The sequence below is a fragment of the Bacteroidales bacterium genome, assembly GCA_016709865.1.
In the GTDB taxonomy this organism is placed as follows: Bacteria; Bacteroidota; Bacteroidia; order Bacteroidales; family VadinHA17; genus LD21.
Window position 1 is genome coordinate 13,534 of the sequence record JADJLX010000003.1, and the last position, 23,233, is coordinate 36,766.

The 23,233-nt window shown below is 39.4% G+C and carries 27 protein-coding genes and 2 pseudogenes; 23 read left to right on the plus strand and 6 right to left on the minus strand.

Features of this window, described 5'->3' with window-relative positions; translation table 11 throughout:
* Positions 1–15 precede the first annotated feature (15 nt).
* From IPJ16_05830 to IPJ16_05900, 15 genes and pseudogenes are all read left to right on the plus strand, one after another.
* Complete coding sequence (locus tag IPJ16_05830) at positions 16–186, plus strand: hypothetical protein (GenBank protein MBK7626709.1); 171 nt, start codon at positions 16–18, stop codon at positions 184–186.
* Positions 187–225: 39 nt separating this feature from the next.
* Positions 226–666: a hypothetical protein gene (locus tag IPJ16_05835; GenBank protein MBK7626710.1), complete on the plus strand. Its 441-nt coding sequence runs from the start codon at positions 226–228 to the stop codon at positions 664–666.
* A gap of 639 nt (positions 667–1,305) precedes the next feature.
* A complete protein-coding gene (locus tag IPJ16_05840; protein ID MBK7626711.1) occupies positions 1,306–1,509 on the plus strand; it encodes a hypothetical protein in 204 nt (67 codons plus the stop codon).
* 90 nt (positions 1,510–1,599) lie between these two features.
* Positions 1,600–1,836, plus strand: coding sequence for a hypothetical protein (locus IPJ16_05845; GenBank protein MBK7626712.1), 237 nt, complete (start codon positions 1,600–1,602; stop codon positions 1,834–1,836).
* 526 nt (positions 1,837–2,362) lie between these two features.
* Entirely contained in the window at positions 2,363–2,845 is a 483-nt protein-coding gene (locus IPJ16_05850; protein ID MBK7626713.1) for a hypothetical protein, read from the plus strand.
* A 773-nt stretch (positions 2,846–3,618) separates the two neighbouring features.
* Entirely contained in the window at positions 3,619–3,981 is a 363-nt protein-coding gene (locus IPJ16_05855) for a glycosyltransferase family 4 protein (protein ID MBK7626714.1), read from the plus strand.
* A gap of 173 nt (positions 3,982–4,154) precedes the next feature.
* The gene (locus IPJ16_05860) at positions 4,155–4,649 is read left to right on the plus strand and encodes a hypothetical protein (GenBank protein MBK7626715.1); all 495 of its coding nucleotides are present in this window, start codon (positions 4,155–4,157) and stop codon (positions 4,647–4,649) included.
* Positions 4,532–4,810 (plus strand): DUF362 domain-containing protein, encoded by a 279-nt coding sequence (locus IPJ16_05865; protein MBK7626716.1) that lies wholly within the window; start codon positions 4,532–4,534, stop codon positions 4,808–4,810. The genes IPJ16_05860 and IPJ16_05865 overlap by 118 nt, the downstream gene beginning before the upstream one ends.
* Positions 4,811–4,996: 186 nt before the next feature.
* Positions 4,997–5,374: a DUF362 domain-containing protein gene (locus tag IPJ16_05870; protein MBK7626717.1), complete on the plus strand. Its 378-nt coding sequence runs from the start codon at positions 4,997–4,999 to the stop codon at positions 5,372–5,374.
* On the plus strand, positions 5,371–5,826 hold the full coding sequence (locus IPJ16_05875) for a DUF354 domain-containing protein (GenBank protein MBK7626718.1): 456 nt from the start codon (positions 5,371–5,373) through the stop codon (positions 5,824–5,826). The genes IPJ16_05870 and IPJ16_05875 overlap by 4 nt, the downstream gene beginning before the upstream one ends.
* Before the next feature lie 219 nt (positions 5,827–6,045).
* Complete coding sequence (locus tag IPJ16_05880; GenBank protein MBK7626719.1) at positions 6,046–6,450, plus strand: hypothetical protein; 405 nt, start codon at positions 6,046–6,048, stop codon at positions 6,448–6,450.
* Between the two features lie 2 nt (positions 6,451–6,452).
* Positions 6,453–6,901: pseudogene (locus IPJ16_05885) on the plus strand (hypothetical protein).
* A 231-nt stretch (positions 6,902–7,132) separates the two neighbouring features.
* Positions 7,133–7,594, plus strand: a complete 462-nt coding sequence (locus IPJ16_05890; protein ID MBK7626720.1) for a hypothetical protein — start codon at positions 7,133–7,135, stop codon at positions 7,592–7,594.
* Positions 7,591–8,646 (plus strand): annotated as a pseudogene (locus tag IPJ16_05895) (ATP-grasp domain-containing protein). The gene IPJ16_05890 and the pseudogene IPJ16_05895 overlap by 4 nt, the downstream one beginning before the upstream one ends.
* Positions 8,647–9,669: 1,023 nt before the next feature.
* Entirely contained in the window at positions 9,670–10,446 is a 777-nt protein-coding gene (locus IPJ16_05900) for a glycosyltransferase (protein MBK7626721.1), read from the plus strand.
* Positions 10,447–10,490: 44 nt separating this feature from the next.
* Here the strand turns inward: IPJ16_05900 and IPJ16_05905 are convergent, their stop codons facing one another.
* The 6 genes from IPJ16_05905 to IPJ16_05930 all read right to left on the minus strand — a co-directional run bounded on the left by IPJ16_05905 (position 10,491) and on the right by IPJ16_05930 (position 14,144).
* Positions 10,491–11,396 (minus strand): cysteine protease, encoded by a 906-nt coding sequence (locus IPJ16_05905; protein ID MBK7626722.1) that lies wholly within the window; start codon positions 11,394–11,396, stop codon positions 10,491–10,493.
* A gap of 163 nt (positions 11,397–11,559) precedes the next feature.
* Positions 11,560–12,057 (minus strand): helix-turn-helix transcriptional regulator, encoded by a 498-nt coding sequence (locus tag IPJ16_05910; protein MBK7626723.1) that lies wholly within the window; start codon positions 12,055–12,057, stop codon positions 11,560–11,562.
* Between the two features lie 411 nt (positions 12,058–12,468).
* On the minus strand, positions 12,469–12,690 hold the full coding sequence (locus tag IPJ16_05915) for a hypothetical protein (protein ID MBK7626724.1): 222 nt from the start codon (positions 12,688–12,690) through the stop codon (positions 12,469–12,471).
* Positions 12,691–12,841: 151 nt separating this feature from the next.
* Positions 12,842–13,075, minus strand: a complete 234-nt coding sequence (locus IPJ16_05920; protein ID MBK7626725.1) for a hypothetical protein — start codon at positions 13,073–13,075, stop codon at positions 12,842–12,844.
* A 141-nt stretch (positions 13,076–13,216) separates the two neighbouring features.
* On the minus strand, positions 13,217–13,618 hold the full coding sequence (locus IPJ16_05925) for a carboxypeptidase regulatory-like domain-containing protein (GenBank protein MBK7626726.1): 402 nt from the start codon (positions 13,616–13,618) through the stop codon (positions 13,217–13,219).
* Positions 13,572–14,144 (minus strand): hypothetical protein, encoded by a 573-nt coding sequence (locus IPJ16_05930; GenBank protein MBK7626727.1) that lies wholly within the window; start codon positions 14,142–14,144, stop codon positions 13,572–13,574. Before IPJ16_05930 ends, IPJ16_05925 begins: the two co-directional genes overlap by 47 nt.
* A 664-nt stretch (positions 14,145–14,808) precedes the next feature.
* Between IPJ16_05930 and IPJ16_05935 the strand changes: the two genes are divergently transcribed.
* From IPJ16_05935 to IPJ16_05970, 8 genes are all read left to right on the plus strand, one after another.
* Positions 14,809–14,910 carry a four helix bundle protein gene (locus IPJ16_05935; protein MBK7626728.1) on the plus strand — a complete coding sequence of 34 codons (102 nt, stop codon included), beginning with the start codon at positions 14,809–14,811 and terminating at the stop codon, positions 14,908–14,910.
* 521 nt (positions 14,911–15,431) lie between these two features.
* Positions 15,432–15,716, plus strand: a complete 285-nt coding sequence (locus IPJ16_05940; protein ID MBK7626729.1) for a hypothetical protein — start codon at positions 15,432–15,434, stop codon at positions 15,714–15,716.
* A 59-nt stretch (positions 15,717–15,775) separates the two neighbouring features.
* Positions 15,776–16,048 carry a hypothetical protein gene (locus IPJ16_05945; GenBank protein MBK7626730.1) on the plus strand — a complete coding sequence of 91 codons (273 nt, stop codon included), beginning with the start codon at positions 15,776–15,778 and terminating at the stop codon, positions 16,046–16,048.
* Between the two features lie 449 nt (positions 16,049–16,497).
* Positions 16,498–16,701, plus strand: a complete 204-nt coding sequence (locus IPJ16_05950) for a hypothetical protein (GenBank protein ID MBK7626731.1) — start codon at positions 16,498–16,500, stop codon at positions 16,699–16,701.
* 30 nt (positions 16,702–16,731) lie between these two features.
* Positions 16,732–18,096, plus strand: a complete 1,365-nt coding sequence (locus IPJ16_05955) for a hypothetical protein (GenBank protein MBK7626732.1) — start codon at positions 16,732–16,734, stop codon at positions 18,094–18,096.
* A 66-nt stretch (positions 18,097–18,162) separates the two neighbouring features.
* Entirely contained in the window at positions 18,163–19,383 is a 1,221-nt protein-coding gene (locus IPJ16_05960; protein ID MBK7626733.1) for a hypothetical protein, read from the plus strand.
* A gap of 86 nt (positions 19,384–19,469) precedes the next feature.
* Positions 19,470–21,158 carry a hypothetical protein gene (locus tag IPJ16_05965; GenBank protein ID MBK7626734.1) on the plus strand — a complete coding sequence of 563 codons (1,689 nt, stop codon included), beginning with the start codon at positions 19,470–19,472 and terminating at the stop codon, positions 21,156–21,158.
* Positions 21,155–23,200, plus strand: coding sequence for a hypothetical protein (locus IPJ16_05970; GenBank protein ID MBK7626735.1), 2,046 nt, complete (start codon positions 21,155–21,157; stop codon positions 23,198–23,200). The genes IPJ16_05965 and IPJ16_05970 overlap by 4 nt, the downstream gene beginning before the upstream one ends.
* Positions 23,201–23,233: the final 33 nt, after the last annotated feature.

Here is a 23,233-nt window from a genome sequence, read left to right on the forward strand (position 1 = left end):
ATTATAAGGAATTCGATGATCTTGTCTTTATATGCAGAGAACAAAGACGACTATATTGCTAAAATAAGAGAAGCAATTAAGAAATCATATGATCTGAATTCTGTTAAAAAAGGGATTCTTATTGCAGAAAAAAATTCATCAGAGAGCAGGGCTGAACAATTCTTAAAGATCATCAGAAATGAATAATATGTTGTTAGGCTGGAGTTCTGTTTTATCCAAAGGGCCATGCTTTTTTCAGTTGTTACTATTGCAGGTGTTTACCTTTCGTTTCCGGGTAAAATTTATGGAATAGAATGGATGGCTTCCGCTTTAGTAATTCTGATGGCAGTTATTTTAGGAGTTAACAGGCTTTCGATTCGATGGACGAATACATCTGAAAATAAATTCATTACAGAACTTTTTATAAGTGCATTAGTAATCCGGTTGATTGCAATGGTAATTCTCCTTGCAATATCCTATCGTACATGGGGGATGTTTTATTATGTCGGGGCAAAAGATGAAATGGTTTATTACAGGGTTGCGAGTGAAGCAAGTGTAATCTGGAGAGATCTGGGTTTGAATTATGCCTACAGTCATATTTTATTAAGTTTCAGAAATGAGATATCCGATACCGGATTTGCTATGTTTCTGACAATTCCAATCTTCATATTTGGCCAGGCACCGTAATAATTAAAGTTATTTTTGTGTCTTATAGGAAGTTTAGTTGTGATAAGGAGGTATAGACTTGCCTCAATGTTATTCGATCAGCCCTACCTCAAGATTAGCAGCCATACTAATACTACTTTATCCTGTTTCGTGGTATTATTCCGTAATCCTGCTGAAAGAAGGATTAATGGTTATGATGATGATTGAGGCAATAATTTCTATCGTTAAAGTTCAGAGATCATTTACCCTGTTATCTCTTATTAAGTTTATTTTTATCGTACTAGTAATCTTTTTCTTCAGATCAGCAATAAGCATTCTGTTGGTTATGGTTATGGCGTTTTCGTTATTTATGCAGAAGAGAAGAACAAATATCATTTACAGTGTTATTGTTGTGTCTCTGACCCTGGGAATTATATTTTATTTTTAAAATCGACAGGCAGATATAATGAATATTACAAACGGTATACGAAACCGACGAATTCAATGAGCGGCGTTTATCGGAAATTGAAAGAATTAATCCGTTGGTTACTATAGTCGGAGCGCCGGTATACGCTGCGTTAGCCCTTAGATTGGGCCATTTCAAGTGTTGTAAAACTGCCGATAAAGGACGGTCTGCCTCATAATGATTACTATTATAATGTAGCAGGTAATATGTTTTGGATGATTTTTGCTTTTTTCAGTATTTATGGATTATATTATGCAATCCGCTACAAATGGAAGGAACTTGCTCCTTTATGGGCTGTAATTATCGGCTACCAGTTTATTTTGTTTAAAGCTATGCTATTTACTTCCGTGCGTTTTCTTATCCTGCCAACCACTGCTTATAATTCTTGCAGCTTATGGCATAATTCAAATGAAGAATAAAAAATGGTATCCAATATATCTTGCAGTAGCAGTGATGATAATAATTGCATGGAATTATGTAAAACTTGCAGGGAGGGGAGAGTAAAACTGATGATTCATTTTTTACACGAGAAGCTGTTTCTCTCACTGAACGATAAGATACAGGGGCTCAGCATAAAGAAAAAGCTTGACTTCCTTAAGGAGAGTCAATGGTGGACTGAAGAAAAGCTAATTTCTTACCAGGAGGAACGCTTACATAATTTAATGTTTTTGTTTATGAGAATGTTCCCTTTTTACACTGACTGGTTTAATTCAAATAACCTGGCCCCGTCAGATATTTGTACCTGAGCGATCTGAAAAAAACTACCCGTGGTTTCGAAGATTGAAATTCAAGGAATCTCCTAAAATATTTAGAGCCAAGAACCTTAACCTGCAAAGTATAATATATTGAATTCAAGTGGTTCAACAGGAGAACCATTTAAATATCTGATCTCCACACGATGCATACAGTATGAAATATGCTGCTGCTATTCGAGGCTGGGGTTGGATGGATTATCGTTTGGGGAGACTATTATGCTAAGTTAAGCCAGAACAGGAGAAGCAGTTTGATAAAAGAATTCAGGATGCTTTCAATAGATGCTTATACCTCTATATCCCGGATTTACGTGCAGGTACATTGCATAATATTATTAACAGAATAGAAACAGAAAAGCCTGAGTTCATAAGATGTTATCCTGATCCTCTATTATTTATAGCCAAGATTCTTGGGAGGAAAATAAGTCTTTCAAATTTATAAAAGGGATTAACACAACAGGTAATATTCTTTCAAATGAGGCAAGAGCTGTAATAGAAGAACAATTCGGTTGTCCTGTATTTGATTCTTATAGTTGCGAAAGGCGCTGTCTTCTTTGAGGGTCCTACACGGGAAAATTACCTTGGTTCGATGGAGTATGCTGTTACCGAGGTGATTAATTCAAGTGGCACTGAGTGCAAGTCAGGTGAATCAGGCATGCATATAACCACAGATCTGTGGAATTATGCAATGCCTCTCATTCGTTATAACACACAGGATCTGGTTCTGAAATCTGAATCAGTTTCTTCATGCGGCAGAAAATTAACTGGTTTAAGCAAAATCCTCGGTCAGGATAATGATATTTTGATTACCCCTTCCGGGAACCTTCTTATTGTGCATTTATTTACTATTTATTTTGAATATTTTGATAGTATTCTCCAGTTTCAGATTGAGCAGATCAGTAAAGATGAATTTATTTTTAGATTGGTAGTGAAAGATACCTATACAGATGAGACAGAATCTCAAATAATTAAATACTGGCAGAGCTTTCTTGGTGAAAAGTAAAACTCATTGTCGAAATACATAAGTCTATACCAAATTCATATTCTGGGAAACGGAGATTTCTTATACGCAATCCGGAAATCAGGCTGCCTTATTAATGGAACGAAGCCCATCACACTATTTATTGTTGCTGGACGCACTGGCCAAAGTCTGGTTACTAGCAAAACACTACCTTTTGTATCACTTGATATTGTTGAATCGATATATATTTTTACTGAGACGGAGGGAGCTATAAATAGCAAATGTCAATATATTACTATACCCAAATGGATTAGAAATGCAAAGCCTGTTTTTATCTCCCAGCTCCTTAGGATTTTTTTTGAGCCACTGCAAATTTTTTATTATGCCGTAAAGATTAGACCCACATTCATTAACGGAATTTATTGTATTCCCAAAGGCTTAAATAGTTATGTAATTTCCAGAATAACAGCTTTAAAGTGTGTCAATTGGGTTATTGGCAGTCGCTTGGAAATTGAAACAGAATTACCTTTAAGAAAGTCTGGGAAAAAAATAAATTTATAACACTATAAAGGTTGTGAAGCAATTTCAGTTAAAGGACAAACTGATATTGATTATCTAACCTCAAAAGGAATTAACAGCAATAAAATTTTCCAGATGAACGGGTCTATAGATACAGATAAATTTGTATTCTCAGATTCAGAACGGCAGACAGATATCCTTTTTGTTGGTACATTTTATGAATTAAAAAGGACCCGACAGAATTTTAAATATACTGAAAAAGGTTAACAAGTTTCTTTCCCGATATTAAAGCAGTGATGGTAGGAAATGGAAAGTTATTGCAGCATACAAAAGATATGGCAAAGGAGCTCGGGGTGGATCAAAATATAAAGTTTGAGGGGTACCAGAGGGATTTGGTACATTATTATCAACAATCAAAGATCCTTTTAATGCCTTCACGCAGTGAAGGCCTCCCGACAGCAATGCTTGAAGCAATGAGTTGCGGATGTGTTCCGGTAATGTCAAATGTAGGCAATATAAAAGAGGCTGCTATTCATAATTTTAATGCGAAAGTTATCGACAGATATGATGATGTATTGGGATTTACAGAAAACATCAGAGATTTGCTTGTTGATGAACCGAAAGAAAAAGTTCGCTGTCAGATCAAGACAGGTGATTGAGGAGAAGTACACAATAAATGCACGAAGGCAAAAATCGCTTTACAACTTATTAAAGAGATAATCAATGGAAAATAAAGTATATATCAGCAAAATCAATGAATATATTGAGGAAGATATTTACAATACACTTGACGACGGGTTATTTGAGAAACTAAGAGTGCCGAAAAGTAGTAATTAAACCAAACTGGGTTCGTGAATATCATCGCGAAAAGCCACTTGACTGGGATTACGTAATAACACATCCGAGTGTGATTTCTGCTGTCCTGAGAAAAGCGATCGAATGTTTGCCATCAGGCGGTAAAATAAGTATAATTGATGGTCCTGAGTTTTCGGCTTCCTTTAGTAAAATCTTATCATATAACCCTGTCCGAGATTGGAATGAATTTGCAGCTTCAAGGGGGGTCTTTTTAGAGATTCTGGATCTCCGCGAAGAAATCTGGGTTGATGATGGTAATGTTGTCACAAAAAGGTCTAAAAATCAGGGAGATCCTCTTGGAAATACTCAGGTGGACCTGAAAGAAGAACTAAGTGAATTTTCAGGACATATTAAATCGAAAAAAGCTATTTCAGGGCAGACTCAAATATTGTTGAAACCAATGAAGCTCATAATGGATTCAATAATCTTTACAGAGTATCCCGTACGGTTGTCGAATGTGATGTATTTATAAATCTTCCCAAACTTAAAACACACAAAAAATCCGGGATTACATGCTGCCTGAAGAACCTTGTTGGTATTAACACATATAGAAATTATCTCCCTCATTGTTCACTGGGAACAAAGAGGAAGGGGAGACCAATTTATCCTTTCAGGAATAAAACAAAGAGTTGAGGGCAGGCTTATGCCTGTCATACATCAGAAAATTTTAACTATACCATTTTTAGCCAGATGTTTCAGCCCGGTTATTAGTCTGGGCAGGAAGATGTTGGCAATAATAAACAGACAATCAGGGGTGGTTCATGGTATGGAAATGACACAATATGGAGAATAGTCTTGATATTAACAAGATTTTATTTTATGCTAATCCGGACGGGACGTTGCGTTCCAGATGATTTAGTTAACAGGAAAAGCTATATAGGTATTGTTGATGCTGTTCTTTGCGGAGAAGGAAATGGTCCTAAAATACCTGATCCTAAAAAGCTCGGATATATTATACAGGGGAGTAATCCTGCAGCTATAGATTCAGTATGTGCCGGTGTAATGGGATTTGATTACAAAAAGATTCCCTCGATAATTAATTCCTTTAGTATTAGGCATTATAAAATAACCAACTTTTCCGTGAAAGATATTGATGTAAGAATAGAAGATTCTGAGTTTAAGCTGGAAAATATTCCCAGAATCGTATATTATTCCTTTGTATCGAATAAGGGATGGATTGGAAATATTGAGAGATGAGAATACAGTTAGATATAGGACATCCTGCACATGTTCATTATTTCAGACATTTCATCAGACTGATGAAGGAATCAGGTCACGAAATTTTTGTTACAGCCCGGGATAAGGAAATGACTCATATTCTTCTAAAAAAATTTAAAATTAATTATATATCCCGGGGAAAAGGGGGTAAAGGAGTCTTGGGTAAAATTTTGTATCTTTTTAAAGGCGACTACATACTCTTAAAAGCTGCCAAAAGATTCCGTCCAGATTTGTTTCTAAGCTTTGCATCACCATATGCAGCTCATGCAGCCTGGCTATCCGGGAAACCGCATATAACTTTAGATGATACTGAGATTGCCAGGATTGGCCAGTTTTTATATACTCCATTTACTGACAGTATTCTTAATCCAAGTAGTTATAACAAACTAAAAAAGGAGAAACATATACCATTTAAAGCTTTATTGAATTAAGCTCTCTTCATCCAAAATACTTCAGGCCAGATTCTCAGTTCTGGAGGATTTAGGATTAGATATTAATGAAAAATATGTAATTATCAGATTTGTTTCTTGGCAGGCAAATCACGATTTCAGATTTAAGGACTTAATCATGAGACGAAACTCAAAATAGTTGATCAGATAGGCAAACATGCTACCGTTTTTATTTCATCTGAAGGACGACTCCCGGACGAGTTGCAGAAATATAAATTAAAGATCTCACCTGAAAAAATGCATGATGCCCTATACTTCGCATCATTACTATTTGGTGAAAGTGGAACAATGACTTCTGAATGTGCAATGCTTGGCACTCCGGCAATACAAATCAGTGGTTTACCCAAGGGAACTATCGGAACACTGACTGAGCAACAAAAATATGATTTGGTTTATATATATGAAAAGTATAGTGAGAGTATTTTGGATCAGGCATTAGATTTAATAAACGATCCGGGAACGAAAGAAAAGTGGATGAGTAAAAAAGAAAAAATGCTTTCAGAAAAGATTGATATTACCGCATTTATGGTTTGGTTTGTAACTAATTTCCCGGAAAGCAAGGGAATTATAAAAGAGAATCCTGATTTTCAACTCAAATTCAAATAGAAATGGATAAAATACTTATACTGTCACCTCATACAGACGATGCGGAACTAGGTTGCGGAGGATCAATTATCAGATTTATTGAAAGCGGGAAAGAAATCCTCTGGATGGTCTTTTCAACCCGGATCTTGTAATCGGACCATCATTGAATGATTTTCATCAGGACCATACAATTGTAGCAAATGAAATGGTAAGGGCATTTAAATCTACTGCCAGTATAATCAGTTATGAATTGCCCTGGAATCATATCTCATTTAACACACAGTTTTTTATCAAACTGAATCCTGCCCAAATTGATGGGAAAGTTGATTTACTTAATTCATATCATTCTCAAATTGAAAAAAAGAGATCATAGTTTTCAAAAGAATTTATTGAAGGATTGGCTCGTATAAGAGGTGTCCAGGTATCGGCAGAATTCGCAGAAGCATTTGAAGTTATTAGATGGATAAATTAAAATTTAATGAATGCTCTCCAATATATCAAAAGGTTTATTCTAAAACAGGAATTCATTTTCCGGAAAGGCTAAATATTTTTTATACAATTCTGTTAAGTGGTAAGATATTGTCAGAATTCAAATTCAAAAAACACTTAAGACCAGGCCCGAACTTTACAAATATCTTAATGATAGTTTTATATATGATAAGGCTTTGATTATTTAGAATTTGGTGTCTACAAAGGGCATTCGATGAGAGACTGGCTGACTATTAACAAAAATGAGTTCTCACGTTTCTTTGGCTTCGATTCCTTTGTCGGGCTGCCAACAGATTGGAGCAAATTATCCGGGACAAAACAAAAAGGATGTTTTACAACATATGGAGAAATTCCGTATGAACTGACACTGGATAAAAGAGTCAGCTTTGTTAAGGGTACCTTTCAGGAGACTCTCGTTTCTTTCATAAAGCAGGTTGAATTGCAGGAACAACTTGTTATTAATCTGGATGCTGATCTCTATACTTCAACACTTTATGTTTTAGCTACTCTTGATAAGTACATTCACCCCGGGACAATCATTATTTTTGATGAATTTACATCAGGTGATGAATGCAGAGCACTTGTGGATTATTCAGGTTCGTTTTTAAGAGAGTATGAAATAATAGCCGTTTCAGGAATTTCTTTTCAGAAAGTTGCAATAAAAATTATTAAATGAAGAAACTTAAAGTATTGATTACCGGGATAGGTGCACCCGGGATCGGCGGAACTATTTACTCGTTGAATAATAATTTTGACAAAAGAAGAATTGAAATAATTGGTACTGATGTGAATAATGATGTGGTTGGTAAATATTTGTGTGCAAAAAGTTATAAAATTGAATCTGCAAGTAACCCTTCCAACTATTTGGAATCATTATTTAATGTATGCAAAAAAGAGAGCCCCGATATATTACTACCTCAGAATACAGCTGAATTAATTACCCTGTCGAGTAATAAAACTGATCTTCATAATATTGGAACACGGGTTATAATTTCTGACACGATTGCATTAATACAGGCGAACAATAAATACAATCTATTGGAAATCTGCAAAACGAATAAAATAGCCACACCAAAATATAAGTTGGTTAATAATTTTAAGGATTTAAAAGAAGCTGCCACTGAGCTTGGTTGGCCGGAAAGAAAGATTGTAGTAAAACCGCCAGATTCCAATGGCATGAGAGGTGTCCGTGTAATAGATGAGAGCATTGACCTGAAAAAGCAGTTTTTTGAAGAGAAACCCACAAGTTTTGTATTACGATGGGCGATATGTTCAGAAATATTGGTAATGAGTTTCCAGAGTTGATAATTTCGGAATATTTGCCAGGTGATGAATATTCTGTGGATGTTTAAGAACGAAATCAAATTTAACAGTTATACCAAGAAAAAGGGCATGATCAGATCCGGTATAACCTTCAATGGCAAAATTGAAAAGAATGAAAAGATTATTTCAATTTCAGAGAAGCTTGCCGGAATACTTGGCCTGTCATTCTGTTTCGGATTTCAGTTTAAATCAGATGAAAATAACCAACCCCAAATATTAGAATGCAATCCAAGAGTTCAGGGAACAATGGTCATGTCAACAATTTGTGGGGCTAATATAATTTACGGATCTGTAAAGGCAGTATTAAATGAAGAGATCCCGGATTTTAGTATTGACTGGAACAGTATTTTTTACCGTTATTGGGGTGGTGTTGGAGTTAATCAGCAAGAAGTTGTTTTTATATGATTTTGGATAGTAAAACCCTTTTTTCTTTTAAGTACTACTTATTTGATCTTGATAATACGATTTACGACGAAAACCATTATCTGTTCGAAGTTTATAAAAGAATTGCCCAGAGAATTGAAATGCAGACCACAATAGACTCTGATTCAATTCTGGAAGATATTAAGTTTCATTTTTTAAATTCCGGGCGGGAGAATTTATTTAATTCAATAATTGTAAAGTACAATCTTGATAAAAAATCATTAGACGAGTTTCTACTAATTCTTAGGACCATTCGGCTGGACTTCAAACTCGAGATTTTCCAGGCGGTTGAACACTTTACTATTAAACTACTTGAACATAAAAGAAGATTTTGGTTGTGACCAACGGAAATCAAAATCAGCAAAAAACAAGATTGACCAAATTAACTGGAAAGGACTGGATAATCATATTCAGTTTGTTCTGGCAGAGGAAATTGAAAGGAAACCTTCAAAAGGAGCTTTTAAATATATAAAGGAAAATACAAGCTTGAAGAGTCTAAATCATTAATGATAGGTGATTCTGAAACAGATTCTAAATTTGCTGAAAATTCGAATATTGAATTTGTAAATGTCTCATTTATATTAGAATACTGGCACTTATTTGAAAAAGATGAAATTATTATTTGATCTTTCAGCAACCCAAGCCGAAAATGGTATTTTAAATCACGGAGGTAGCGAATATGCGAAAGCAGTATTTTATAAATTACTTGAGACTAATCACAGGTCTGTTTCAGTCTTTTATAATCATAATATTGTCCTTGAGAACAAAATAGCAAGATTTAATCAGGAAATATTCACTTCATACCGTCGCCACACACGACATAACATCAATTATTGACTACATAAAAACAGAGAATATCAATGTATTCTATTCTGCACTTATTAAAGAAGATTATGTTCCCTAATTGAAATGCAATCGGAATCTTTCAAAGTAATAATAACAATTCACGGACTGCGGGCTCTCGAATTACCCTCAGATAAATATGAATTGTATTACTGTCATACTTTGAAAAGTAAAATAAAATTTTTTTATAAACAGTTTTTCAAGAATGGGTATAATAAAAACGTTCTTAGTTACTATAAAAAATTTCTTGATGCATCACAAATTATTACAGTATCTGATCACTCAAAAAGATCATTACTTTCTTTTTTCCCGGAAGTATCTTCACAAAGAATTCAGGTTTTATATAGCCCATTAATTTATTATGGGAAAGAATCTAAATCTGATACTATTGCTAAATTATCTTTAGCTCCCAGAAAATATTTTTTAGTTCTTTCCGGATCAATCTGGACTAAGAATAGTATCAGAGCTGTTAGGGCCTTTGATGAACTTATCTCAGACAGGCATGATCTTGCAGGTATAAAAATGATAATAACAGGAGTTAGTAAACTGATTTATAAAATTAAAAATCAACAGAACTTTATATTTACCAGTTACCTGGACCGGGATACCTTGGAGGATCTTTACCAAAATGCACTGGCATTAGTATATCCAACTCTCAACGAAGGTTTTGGATATCCGCCCCTTGAAGCCTTAAAATATGGTGTCCCGGTGCTGGTTTCAGAAATCGGACCAGTCCCGGAGGTGTGCGGCAATGCAGCATACTATTTTGATCCTCATAGTGAAGATGAGATCAAAAATTCTCTTTCTTCGGCTATCCTTAATCCAGGTCTTTTTTCAGATAAAAATATCCAATCCAGGATCTCCCGATATACTCTGATAAAGGAAAAACAGCAAAGCGATTTGGATAAAATGATTAAGATCCTGATTGGTGATCAGTAATCAGTAAGTTATTGCACCCTGCACCCTGCATCTTGCATCCCGCTCTACACTCCAAACATCCCCGTATCTACCCACTCCATCTCAAGCAGCGACCAGAAATCTGTCGCCAGTCCATTCAGGACATACTCATAGGGTAACCACCCATAACCGCTCTCTCCCCACTCTTTTCCCCACGAATTTCTTATCAGTAAAGCGCCTTTTGTCTCCAGGTTACATTTGGTGTTTTTGATTTTCATATTATCGTCATAACCTACCGCAACAATTGCATGTCCCCATTCTGCCTGTTCTCCATTGCAGGGGTATGGGATCCCTCCCGGTATATTTGTATTTTCAAAGGAGGGAAACCCCCAGAATCCGAACATTGATGGAATTCCGGCATTGAGATATTTTTTAACCGATACCAGAACCTCAGTTCCGGTAATATTAATACTCAGCGGATCGTGACAGAAATATTTTAACGATCTGTAATCATCGGCCAGGGAATAAACAAAGCTTCCTGGTTCCTTAACAAAATCAGCAACCTTATATGGCCAGTACTTTTCATGCGGAACACCACACAATACAAGCGCTCCCATCACATTCCTCATGAAGGCGCCTGTATCTCCCTTCTCCTGCATCATGTTCCGGGTGGTTTTGTAGAGAAAAAGACGCGATCCTTCAAAATATTTTCCATATGCCCTTCTCTCAAAATATTCTACAATTCCAATCCCCGCCTGAGCAGTACAAGATCCCAGGCTAAGCTGATTCTCCACCGGAGAAAACCATTCCCTGAGATCGACAGAAACGGGCTGTTTCATTTTCCCTTTAGTCAGCTTTAGTTTTGTGTTGAATACCCTAATCTCTTCATTATTCTCTGTATAATCTCTGAGATCAGGTACAGGTGGCAGCCATCCGGTTCCAACCGGTTCTTCCTGGCATGCAATTTTGATTTTTTTATTTAATAAGCTCATCTTAATAAAGTTTAATCATATTCTGATACTTAATCATTTTATTTTATATGAGGCAGTGGGCAGTGGGCAGTAGGCAGTAGGTCACTCAGTCTCTTAGTCACTCAGTCTCTTAGTCTCTCCGTCACGCTGTGTTCCTACTGCCTACAGCCTTCCGCCCTCAGCCCTAATTCATCTTCTTCCTATACTCCAAATACACCTCTGTCGCCTCCGGCAGGCTCCTTACACCCATTTTCTCATAGATATGTGAAAAATGGTTTTTGATAGTATGATACGATTTGTGGAGTCTCTCAGCAATCTCTTTTGTTGAAAGGCCTTCAGACGCAAGGTCCATAATCACCTTTTGGATATAGGTCAGAGAAAACCGGACTGTTGTTAAACTGTTCTCTGTCAGTATCCTGTTCTCCTTAATTACTATCTCATCTTCTTCAACTGGAACTATAAGGTATTTTTGGTTATCAGGCGATAGCAGATCGCACAAAACATCCCAGCTTATCCGGTTATATGCGTTGGGTTTCAGCGGGATGATCGGAAATTCATAATCATCCTCTTTCTTTGTTGTGTCAATAATCATCAATTTGACAACATCCATATTAGGGAATCCATTTTTACGGTTAACTCTCTTTGTGTTGTTTTCACAAATTCCTAAAATTATTTTTTTCATGCTATTGATAGATTTGGTTTAATTGAAATTTGAGTCATTTTAAAGGCGTCAGGCATCAGGTAATAGGAACCAGGAATCAGGAAATAGGAATCTGCTCTTTCCTCTTCCCTCTTCCCTCTTCCCTCTTTCCTGATCCCTGATCCCTTTATTCACTCTTCACCCTCCTCAGCCTCGTCCCTTCCGCAGTAATGACTATCTCATAAAGCACAAAGATCTCATCACCACCTTCCTCCTTTCCCGGAATTCCCGGAACTGCCAGTTTCGAAACTGCATCTGAGCTTTTCCCGATTAAGTTTGCAACTGAAGTTATCGTTTCGGCTACATTGCCTCAGTTGTCGAGGCCATAAGAGTTCATTATCCCATTTGTGAAAGCCATCTTCAGTTCATTAGAACGAATGCCCGGTTTTACTATCAGGTATTGGTTGCCAGATCAGGCAGGTAAACTACCGTGGTTTTTACAGTCATATCTTTCTCAGACTTTAATTCCACCAACAGATAAGGTTTTACAGAATAGAACTTCAGACCTGTTTTATTTTTCAGGTCATTATTCGAATAGATCTGCACCGAGGCGCATCCATAAACTAATGATGCCCCCATGAGGATGATTACTAAATAATAAATTGATTTTTTCATGATTGTAAAATATTAGTTAAACAATAAAATTTTAGACAATGGCATCAGGCGCCAGGCGTCAGGCATCAGGAACCAACAGTAATCGGTGATCTGTAATCGGTGATAGTCAAACAATTGCACCCTGCCCCCTGCCCCCTGCATCCCCGTGCCATCACCCCGGTTCTCTTGTAAACAACTGATTCCTCGAATTCGTAGCTAAACTCTTTAGTAAATATGAAAGAGCTGCACTTACCCCGGCAATCAGCACCGGTTTTAATGAAGGCCAGTCAAAAACAGCCCCTTTTCCAAGCATATCTATTATTCCTGTCAGTAATGCCGTCAGGAAAGCCATTAATAAACCATGCAGAATGTCTCTGCTATCGAGGGTGAAAAGTTTAGATTTCATGTATTATTAATTTTTAGGATTTGACATAGAAATTAGTGGCGCAATGGCACAATGCAGTGGCTCAATGGCTCAAGGCTCAATCGACAGGAATGTATGTAAGATTTTGCCGTTGTGCCGTTGCGCCCTTGCGCCTTTGTGCCGTTACAACCTCTCAAGCTCAACCTTCAGATCCGTCAAATCCCCCTCAGCCACAATAACGGTTTCAGTCTTTTCGGCATATCCCGGCTTATTAACCGTGACCTGGTAAGTACCTGCAGGCATATTTTTGATATTAAATTTGCCTTTGTCAGCAGTTTTCTTAATTATTTCACCATTTCCACTACTGCCAGCCATCATTCCGATGGACCTGAATGTAAAAGTTACACCTTTTATCGGTGCACCTGTTTTCTTCTCGTTTGCCTGACCTTTTAGTGTAAGGTTTCCTGCACTTGTTTCAACAATTTTTCTGGCAGTCTTGAAACCATCATAGAAATTTCTATTTGGCAATCTTATTATTTCAACAGCCAGATCGAGGTTTCCAAGAGTTGTTATCTGCTGTTTCAAACAGAGTAACAAGTTGTTTTGTAGCCCTGCTTCTCTCAGCTATTCCCACCCGTGGTTTTGATATTGATTCATTATATAAATTAATTGTATCAAGAAAGGTTTTCTGGGTCTCCGCATTTATACCGTAGGAAGGAAGTGCCTCAATATTCAACTGTGCTTTATCATAAACTATCTGGGCATAATCCTTTAGACCTGTATCAGTCATTTTTGAGAAGCCTGATGCAGTGAATTTTACATCATTTTGCAGCAGAGTGTTTTTAGAGAATTTGGCATAAGCAACAATTTTTCTGGAGTTGTCAATTGAGAGTTCAATAAGTTTTAACCTTAGTTCTTTTTTTAGTTTTGCCAGTCCTTTTTTATCAAACTTCTGTTCCTCTGCAATTGCCTGGATGTTTACAATTGTCTCTTTCAGAACATTTACACTTTCTAAAAAATTAGGAAGGTCTTTGGTTAGAGCTTCATTTGGGATTAGAAAATCACGTACAGCAAGGTACATGTTGAGTCTGGTTTCCTGAATTGTTGTCATAACGTTTACTTTTAAGGTTTATAATTGAGTTAATTGAAAGAAATTCTTCTTCGCACTCACCTATTATCCTTCCGCAACACTCTTCGACACTTCCGCACTTACCTACGAGCCATTCGCAACAAACTATGGCGTATCCGCACATGTCTGCGACCCTATCGCAACTGTCTGTGAACCTCCTGCAAATACTAATGAGATCTCCGCATTTTCCTTCGACCTTTCCGCACTCAGCTACGGGACTTCCGCAACTATTTACGATTATTTTTCCCCGACAAATGATTATTCCGGGATTGGTTTTGATCCTTTTCAAATCACCAAATGATGATTTTTTCACTTTAGTTTTTACTATCAAGACAGTAGAATAATTATTGCATCAGCTAAGTTAAAGAATCGAATATTTAATTCAATCATAGTTTCGGGACTATATTCTACCTATAAAGTTCCTATGTTTAAGAAAGGCTATAGGCTATAGGCTAAAGGCAGTAGGGATTTCCTTCCGCCTTCTGCCTTCTGCCTACCGCCTTCTGCCTTCTGCCTTCTGCCTTCATTTTTTTCCTATCTTAGTTTCGGAATATATCTTGTCTAACTAAAAATGTTGTGCTATGAGTCACTTTGAAGAACTAAAAGTCTGGCAAAAGGCTGTTGACCTTGCCGTAAAGTCTACGAAATACAAAAAGATCCTTTTAACAAGGATTTCGGATTAAGAGATCAGATGCGTCGTGCCTCTGTAAGTATTTCTAGCAATATCTCAGAAGGAGATCCAGTATGAATCTGATAAGTCATCAGTCCGATATTTGAAAATTGCTAAAAGGTTCAACTGCTGAATTATTTACGCAGTTATAATTGCAGATAAAATAGGGTACTTGCTAAAACCAGACTTTCTATTCTTGAATACTGAATGTAAGGAGATTCTTGCAATGTTAACTAACCTCATCAAACACAGAAGCAGGTCGTAAAATCGGGGATTATAGGCTTTATTCATTAGGAAGTCAGGTTTTCCTAAAGCCTACTGCCTACTGCCTTCTGCCATATTTCACCTTCAAAAAAAATAATGTCTGTAACAAATCTACTTATTTCCAGTTTTCTCAGTACGAGAATCGTGCAACCTTTTTTCCTATCTTACAGTCTTAATTTGACTGCGTCCTGCGTAGCTTAATTGACAATTATTGTGACATTCAGTTATTTGATAAAAAAGCGAAGGAGGAGCCAGATTGGCAGCTAACTATATTTTGACTAAAACAACCTGACATGGAAACGTCGCAACCCGCTGGAATTAAAAATTCTTTCACAATGAAAGCAATGAAAATATTCTCCTTGCTGACAGTCTTTATTTTGTCATCCTTTAGCCTGTACGGGCAACATTATCTGATTGGTACAGTTCCTGCGTCCAACCAATATCCAATCACATTTAGTGAATCGACTCAGACTAAGTTATTACTTACATTTACGAAGAATGTTACCCCGGGTGCAAATATAAGTCAGGTTGGTTGGTCTGTTTCAGGAACGGCGGCTACAATTTCTCAGATTGATGCAGCCGGAGTCACAGTCCAGATAACACTTAATACTACCTCATAACATATGCAGAACGACAATGTAAAAAGTCCACATACAATGCTGCTACCGGTAGTTTTTCAATGGCAGACTTAACGGAACCTCTTACTCTTACCAATATAGCAGCTACAAATAACCATATTGGAGTACAGGCGGATTTTGCGAATGGTTTATATGGAGAAAATCCACCTGTTGATATTTGTGCTGCAGTTATTAATGTTGAGATCACCTCAAACATAACAGTTGCTGCAGTTTATCGGAATAGTATACACTTCAGAACGCCAAGAATGTACACTTTATGGATGTATCCTGCTGCTGCCCCTAAAACAGACCCTAATTATACTGGAAACGAGTAGTTGGTTCAGGTGTATATAGCTGTACTCAGACATATAATTATCCAGACGATACTAACAACTGTACATGGGTAATAAGTATATATCCATATGTTCTGGGAGTTGCACCACAACCAATTATTAATGTTACAGATAACCAGGTTTTTATTACAATACCTAATTATAAAAAAGACAATGGTACACCAACTCCCGGAACGGGGGATTTAGGACTTAATCCACCAATAGATGATCCTACAACCCTTTACTGTGTAGGGAAAGACATAACAAATTTTACCTTTACTGATGCCACTGTTTTTGATTGCCAGTATCCCCTTCCGGAGGCAAATCTGCCAAACATTCGCCCAAGGTCTGTTCAATATGTATATGGCACCCAGGTCGGAGCCTCTATACCAAATGTTTTTATTAATGTTTTCGGTACTCCGGTCCAATTAACAGACGCTGCCGGGAATCCGATGCCAAATTCATGGACTGTCAATCCTTCAAATGGAGCAGCTGTTCCTGCTTATTCAACCACCAGCGGATTTTTTGAAGGACCTGTAGTGCAATATCTCTGGGATGCTGGGACAAAAGCAAGAATTACTCCATTGGTTACAACCTATCCTATATCGCATACCGGAGATTTTGTCAATGATGTGGCTGGTGATATTTTGATGTAACTCTCAGAAACTGGGGACCGTGTAATCCTTATGATGGCGGTGAATCCCTTTAATTATCTTCAGGCAGTAACTGAGGTATCAAGACTAAGACTTATCCTTTCACCTCCTGCACCAACAATCGGGGCCACAGATTACTGTTTTAACAGTGTACCAGCAACTTTGGATGCCACAGGGACAACAGGTACGCTTAAATGGTGGACAGATGCAGCAATGACAACACCAGCTGGTGGAGCGGCAGATCCTTACACTCACGGTAAATCGGCCGTTGGTTCATATCCTTTCTGGGTTAATGAAACTTTGGGTACGGGATGTGCCGGTCCGGCTTTGCCAGTGACTCTTGTAATAAATCCCTTGCCGACTATAACAAGTACAGGAATTGCAGCTGCCGTATGTTTCAGTGCCGGGGCACAGACAACAACGATGCCCTACACGGCAACAACAAACAGTCCGACCTCATATAGTATAAACTGGGTAACTCTTGCTGATCAGGGCAATACTGCCCAGGCATTTAATGCAGGAGCCGGGACCATTTCCAACATAAATATTCCTGCAGGAACTGCAGCCGGAACATATACCGGGACAATGACAATCACCAATTCAAATGGATGTACAGCAACACAGGCAATAAGTTTAACTGTCAGGACAACACCTACAATTACTTCAACAGGAACTGTAGCACCCGTATGTATCACTGCCGGGGCTCAGACAACAACGATGCCCTATACTGCAACAACCAATAGTCCGACCTCATATAGTATAGACTGGGCAACCCTTACCGACCAGGGGAGTACAGCTTATGTATTCTTAGGAGGAGGAGGCAATGTACCGAACATATCGGTACCTGCAGGAACAGCAGCAGGTACCTATCCCGGGACCATGACAATTACCAGTGCTAACGGTTGTACCAATACAAAAGCAATAAGCTTAACAGTTAATCCTTTGCCAACCATAACAAGTACAGGAACAGTAGCACCTGTATGTTTCAGTGCAGGAGCCCAGACAACAACGATGCCCTACACAGCAACAACCAATAGTCCGACCTCATATAGTATAAACTGGACAACCCTTGCCGATCAGGGAAGTACAGCTTATGCGTTCGTAGGTGGTGGAGGGAACGTACCGAACATAGCAGTACCGGCAGGAACTGCAGCCGGAACATATACAGGTACAATGACAGTCACTAATGCAAATGGATGTACTACCACACAGGCTGTAAGTTTAACTGTCCTGACAACACCAACAATCACTTCAACAGGAACTGTAGCACCTGTATGTATCACTGCCGGGGCTCAGACAACAACGATGCCCTATACTGCAACAACCAATAGTCCGACCTCATATAGTATAGACTGGGCAACCCTTACCGACCAGGGAGTACAGCTTATGTATTCTTAGGAGGAGGAGGAAACGTTCGAACATAGCAGTACCGGCAGGAACAGCAGCAGTACCTATCCCGGGACCATGACAATTACCAGTGCTAACGGTTGTACCAATACAAAGGCAATAAGCTTAACAGTTAATCCTTTGCCAACCATAACAAGCACAGGAACAGTAGCACCTGTATGCTTCACTGCCGGAGCTCAGACAACAACGATGCCCTACACTGCAACAACCAATAGTCCGACCTCATATAGTATAGACTGGGCAACACTTGCCGATCAGGGAAGTACAGGTTATGTATTCTTAGGAGGAGGAGGTAATGTACCGAACATAGCGGTACCTGCAGGAACAGCAGCAGGAACTTACCTGGGGACAATGACAGTCACCAATGCTAATGGCTGTACCAATACAAAAGCAATAAGCCTAACAGTTAATCCTCTGCCAACCATAACAAGTACAGGAACTGTAGCAGCTGTATGTTTCAGTGCAGGAGCCCAGACAACAACAATGCCTTACACTGCAACAACCAATAGTCCGACCTCATATAGTATAAACTGGGCAACACTTGCCGATCAGGGAAGTACAGGTTATGTATTCTTAGGAGGAGGAGGCAATGTACCGAACATAGCGGTACCTGCAGGAACAGCAGCAGGAACCTACCTGGGGACAATGACAGTCACCAATGCAAATGGATGTACTGCCACACAGGCTGTAAGTTTAACTGTCCTGACAACACCAACAATCACTTCAACAGGAACAGTAGCACCTGTATGTATCACTGCCGGGGCTCAGACAACAACGATGCCCTATACTGCAACAACCAATAGTCCGACCTCATATAGTATAGACTGGGCAACCCTTACCGACCAGGGGAGTACAGCTTATGTATTCTTAGGAGGAGGAGGAAACGTTCCGAACATAGCAGTACCGGCAGGAACAGCAGCAGGTACCTATCCCGGGACCATGACAATTACCAGTGCTAACGGTTGTACCAATACAAAGGCAATAAGCTTAACAGTTAATCCTTTGCCAACCATAACAAGTACAGGAACAGTAGCACCTGTATGTTTCAGTGCAGGAGCCCAGACAACAACGATGCCCTACACTGCAACAACCAATAGTCCGACCTCATATAGTATAGACTGGGCAACACTTGCCGATCAGGGAAGTACAGGTTATGTATTCTTAGGAGGAGGAGGCAATGTACCGAACATAGCGGTACCTGCAGGAACAGCAGCAGGAACTTACCTGGGGACAATGACAGTCACCAATGCTAATGGCTGTACCAATACAAAGCAATAAGCCTAACAGTTAATCCTCTGCCAACCATAACCAGTACAGGAACAGTAGCAGCTGTATGTTTCAATGCAGGAGCACAAACAACAACTATGCCTTACACTGCAACAACCAATAGTCCGACCTCATATAGTATAAACTGGGCAACCCTTGCCGATCAGGGAAGTACAGCTTATGCATTCGTAGGTGGTGGAGGGAACGTACCAAACATAGCAGTACCGGCAGGAACTGCAGCAGCTACCTACTTAGGAACAATGACAATTACCAATGCAAATGGATGTGCTGCAACACAGGCAATTAGTCTTACGGTTAACCCTCTTCCAACGCCTGTTATTACCGGAAATACTGATGTTTGTGCCAATGTTATAGGAGAAGTTTATTCAGTAACACCGGCAGCCGGAAGATCATATGTATGGTCAATTTCAGGAGGTGCAATTACAGCTGGAGCCGGAACAAATTCTATTACTGTTACCTGGGGTGCAGCCGGAGCAGGATGGGTAAAAGTGGTAGAAACAATTGTTGCCACAACCTGTTCTGTTACTACTGCGAATTATGATGTTACGATTAATCCGGGTGCTCCGGCCACAGCTCCCACATTTACATCTGGTCCTGTTGATATCTGTTTAAACGGGACATTGAATCTAAATGTTTCAGATGTTGCAACAGCTTCTTCATATATCTGGGATTATTCATGGGTTGCAGGTGTAAACAATAATACTACTGCAGTCAGTCAGGTTGCAATAGATCTTACCGGACTTCTTCCAAATACCTATACGGTTACTGTAGCAGCAGCCAATGGTTGCGGAACCGGACCATCTATGGCGCCTGTTCATACATTCGATGTCAATGATATCCCGGATCTTTCACCTCTTACAAATACTGTATGCAGCGATGTTGCTTCAGCCATTACACTTTCAATTACAAATTCCGGGGCGTACTGTTCCGGTATAACATTTAATATTCCTACTATTACAAAGAACGGGCTTACTGAATCTGCAGGAGCCCCGGTTACTGGTACCGGTTTTGCATCAAATGAGATTGTTAATGATGCATATACTAACAAAACTGCTGCCAGCGTAAATGTAGTATATGCAGTTATTCCTGTAAGTACCCAGGGTTGTACCGGTGCTTCTGAAAATGTTACTTTAACCGTGACTCCGGAGCCGGATCTTAATAATCTGAATACGACAGTTTGCAGTGATGCATCGACAGGAGTTACGTTAACAGATGTACACTCACTGGCCAATAGTTTTAATATAGTATCGATCACACCGCAGGCAGGTCTAGTCACCACTGCAGGTAATGCAGTAACGGGAGCAGGTCAGGCAGCCAATGCCATATTAAATGATAAGTGGACCAACAAGACAGCTGGATCTCTGACAGTCACTTATGCAATAATACCAAGGATAGCGGCAGGTTGTATAGGCGATCAGGAGAATGTTGTAATCACAATCAGTCCTGAACCGGACCTTAACTTATTGACTTCCACAGTGTGCAGTGATGCCGTTACAGGGATAACCCTATCAGATGTACACGGACTTGCAAGCAGATTTGAGATAGTATCCATTACTCCACAGGCAGGTCTTGTGGCAGGAGGATCCAATGCAACAGTCGGTACACTGAAGTTATCAAGTGCCATAGTAAATGATACATGGACAAACAAGACGGCAGGAGCCCTTACTGTTACCTATGCAATAATACCGAGAGTAAACTTAGGCTGTATAGGCGACCAGGAGAACGTAGTTGTAACAGTTAATCCTGAACCGGATCTTAATCTTTGAGTTCGACAGTATGCAGTGATGCCATAACAGGGATCACCCTTTCGGATGTTCATGGACTAGCGAACAGGTTTGAGATAGTATCAATTACACCAACAGGCGGGATAACAGCAGGAGGGACCAATGCAACAGTCGGGCCTCTGAAGTTGTCGAATGCTATAGTGAATGATACCTGGACCAATAAGACAGCAATCAACCAGACAGTAACCTATGTAATAATACCAAGGATTAACGGCGGCTGTATAGGCGATGCAGAGAATGTTGTAGTAACAGTCACCCCGGAACCTGATCTGAATAATCTTAATACAACTGTATGCAGCGATGCATCCACAGGAGTAACGTTATCGGATGTTCATGGACTAGCGAACAGGTTTGAGATAGTATCAATCACCCCGCAGGCAGGCCTTGTGACCACGGCAGGAAATGCGACAACAGGCGCATTGCAGTTATCATCAGCCATAGTAAATGATAAGTGGACCAACAAGACAGCAGGATCACTGACAGTAACCTATGCGATCATACCAAGAATCAACGGAGGCTGTATCGGGGACCAGGAGAATGTAGTTGTTACAATCAGTCCGGAGCCTGATCTGAATAACCTAAATACAACTGTATGCAGTGATGCCTCAACAGGAGTAACCCTTACAGATGTACATGGACTTGCCAATAGTTTTGAGATAGTATCAATAACGCCACAGGCAGGCCTTGTAACCACAGCAGGCAATGCTACTGTGGGAGCAGGGAAGCTATCAAGTGCGATAGCAAGTGACAAGTGGACCAACAAGACAGCAGGTTCATTGACAGTTACATATGCTATAATACCAAGAGTAGGCGGAGGTTGTATAGGCGACCAGGAGAATGTAGTGATAACTGTTAATCCTGAGCCGGATCTCAATCCTTTGAGTTCGACGGTATGCAGCGATGCCGTAACAGGGATCACCCTTTCGGATGTTCATGGACTTGCCGACAGGTTTGAGATAGTATCAATTACACCAACAGGTGGTATTGTAGCAGGCGGAACCAACTCCACAGTAGGAACACTCAGGCTTTCCAGCGCTATAGTAAATGATACCTGGACTAATAAGACAGCGATCAACCAGACAGTTACCTATGTAATAATACCAAGGCTTAACGGAGGATGTATAGGTGATGCAGAGAACGTTGTGGTAACCGTGACGCCGGAGCCGGATCTTAATAATCTGAATACGACAGTTTGCAGTGATGCATCGACAGGAGTTACGTTAACAGATGTACATTCACTGGCCAATAGTTTTAATATAGTATCGATCACTCCACAGGCAGGTCTTGTCACCACTGCAGGTAATGCAGTAACGGGAGCAGGTCAGGCAGCCAATGCCATATTAAATGATAAGTGGACCAACAAGACAGCGGGATCTCTGACAGTCACTTATGCAATAATACCAAGGATAGCGGCAGGTTGTATAGGCGATCAGGAGAATGTTGTAATCACAATCAGTCCTGAACCGGACCTTAACTTATTGACTTCCACAGTATGCAGTGATGCTGTTACAGGGATAACCCTATCAGATGTACACGGACTTGCAAGCAGATTTGAGATAGTATCCATTACTCCACAGGCAGGGCTTGTGGCAGGAGGATCCAATGCAACAGTCGGTGCACTGAAGTTATCAAGTGCCATAGTAAATGATACATGGACGAATAAGACGGCCGGAGCCCTCACAGTAACCTATGCAATAATACCGAGAGTAAACTTAGGCTGTATAGGCGACCAGGAGAACGTAGTTGTAACAGTTAATCCTGAACCGGATCTTAATCCTTTGAGTTCGACAGTATGCAGTGATGCCATAACAGGGATCACCCTTTCGGATGTTCATGGACTAGCGAACAGGTTTGAGATAGTATCAATTACACCCACAGGCGGGATAACAGCAGGAGGGACCAATGCAACAGTCGGGCCTCTGAAGTTGTCGAATGCTATAGTGAATGATACCTGGACCAATAAGACAGCAATCAACCAGACAGTAACCTATGTAATAATACCAGGATTAACGGCGGCTGTATAGGCGATGCAGAGAATGTTGTAGTAACAGTCACCC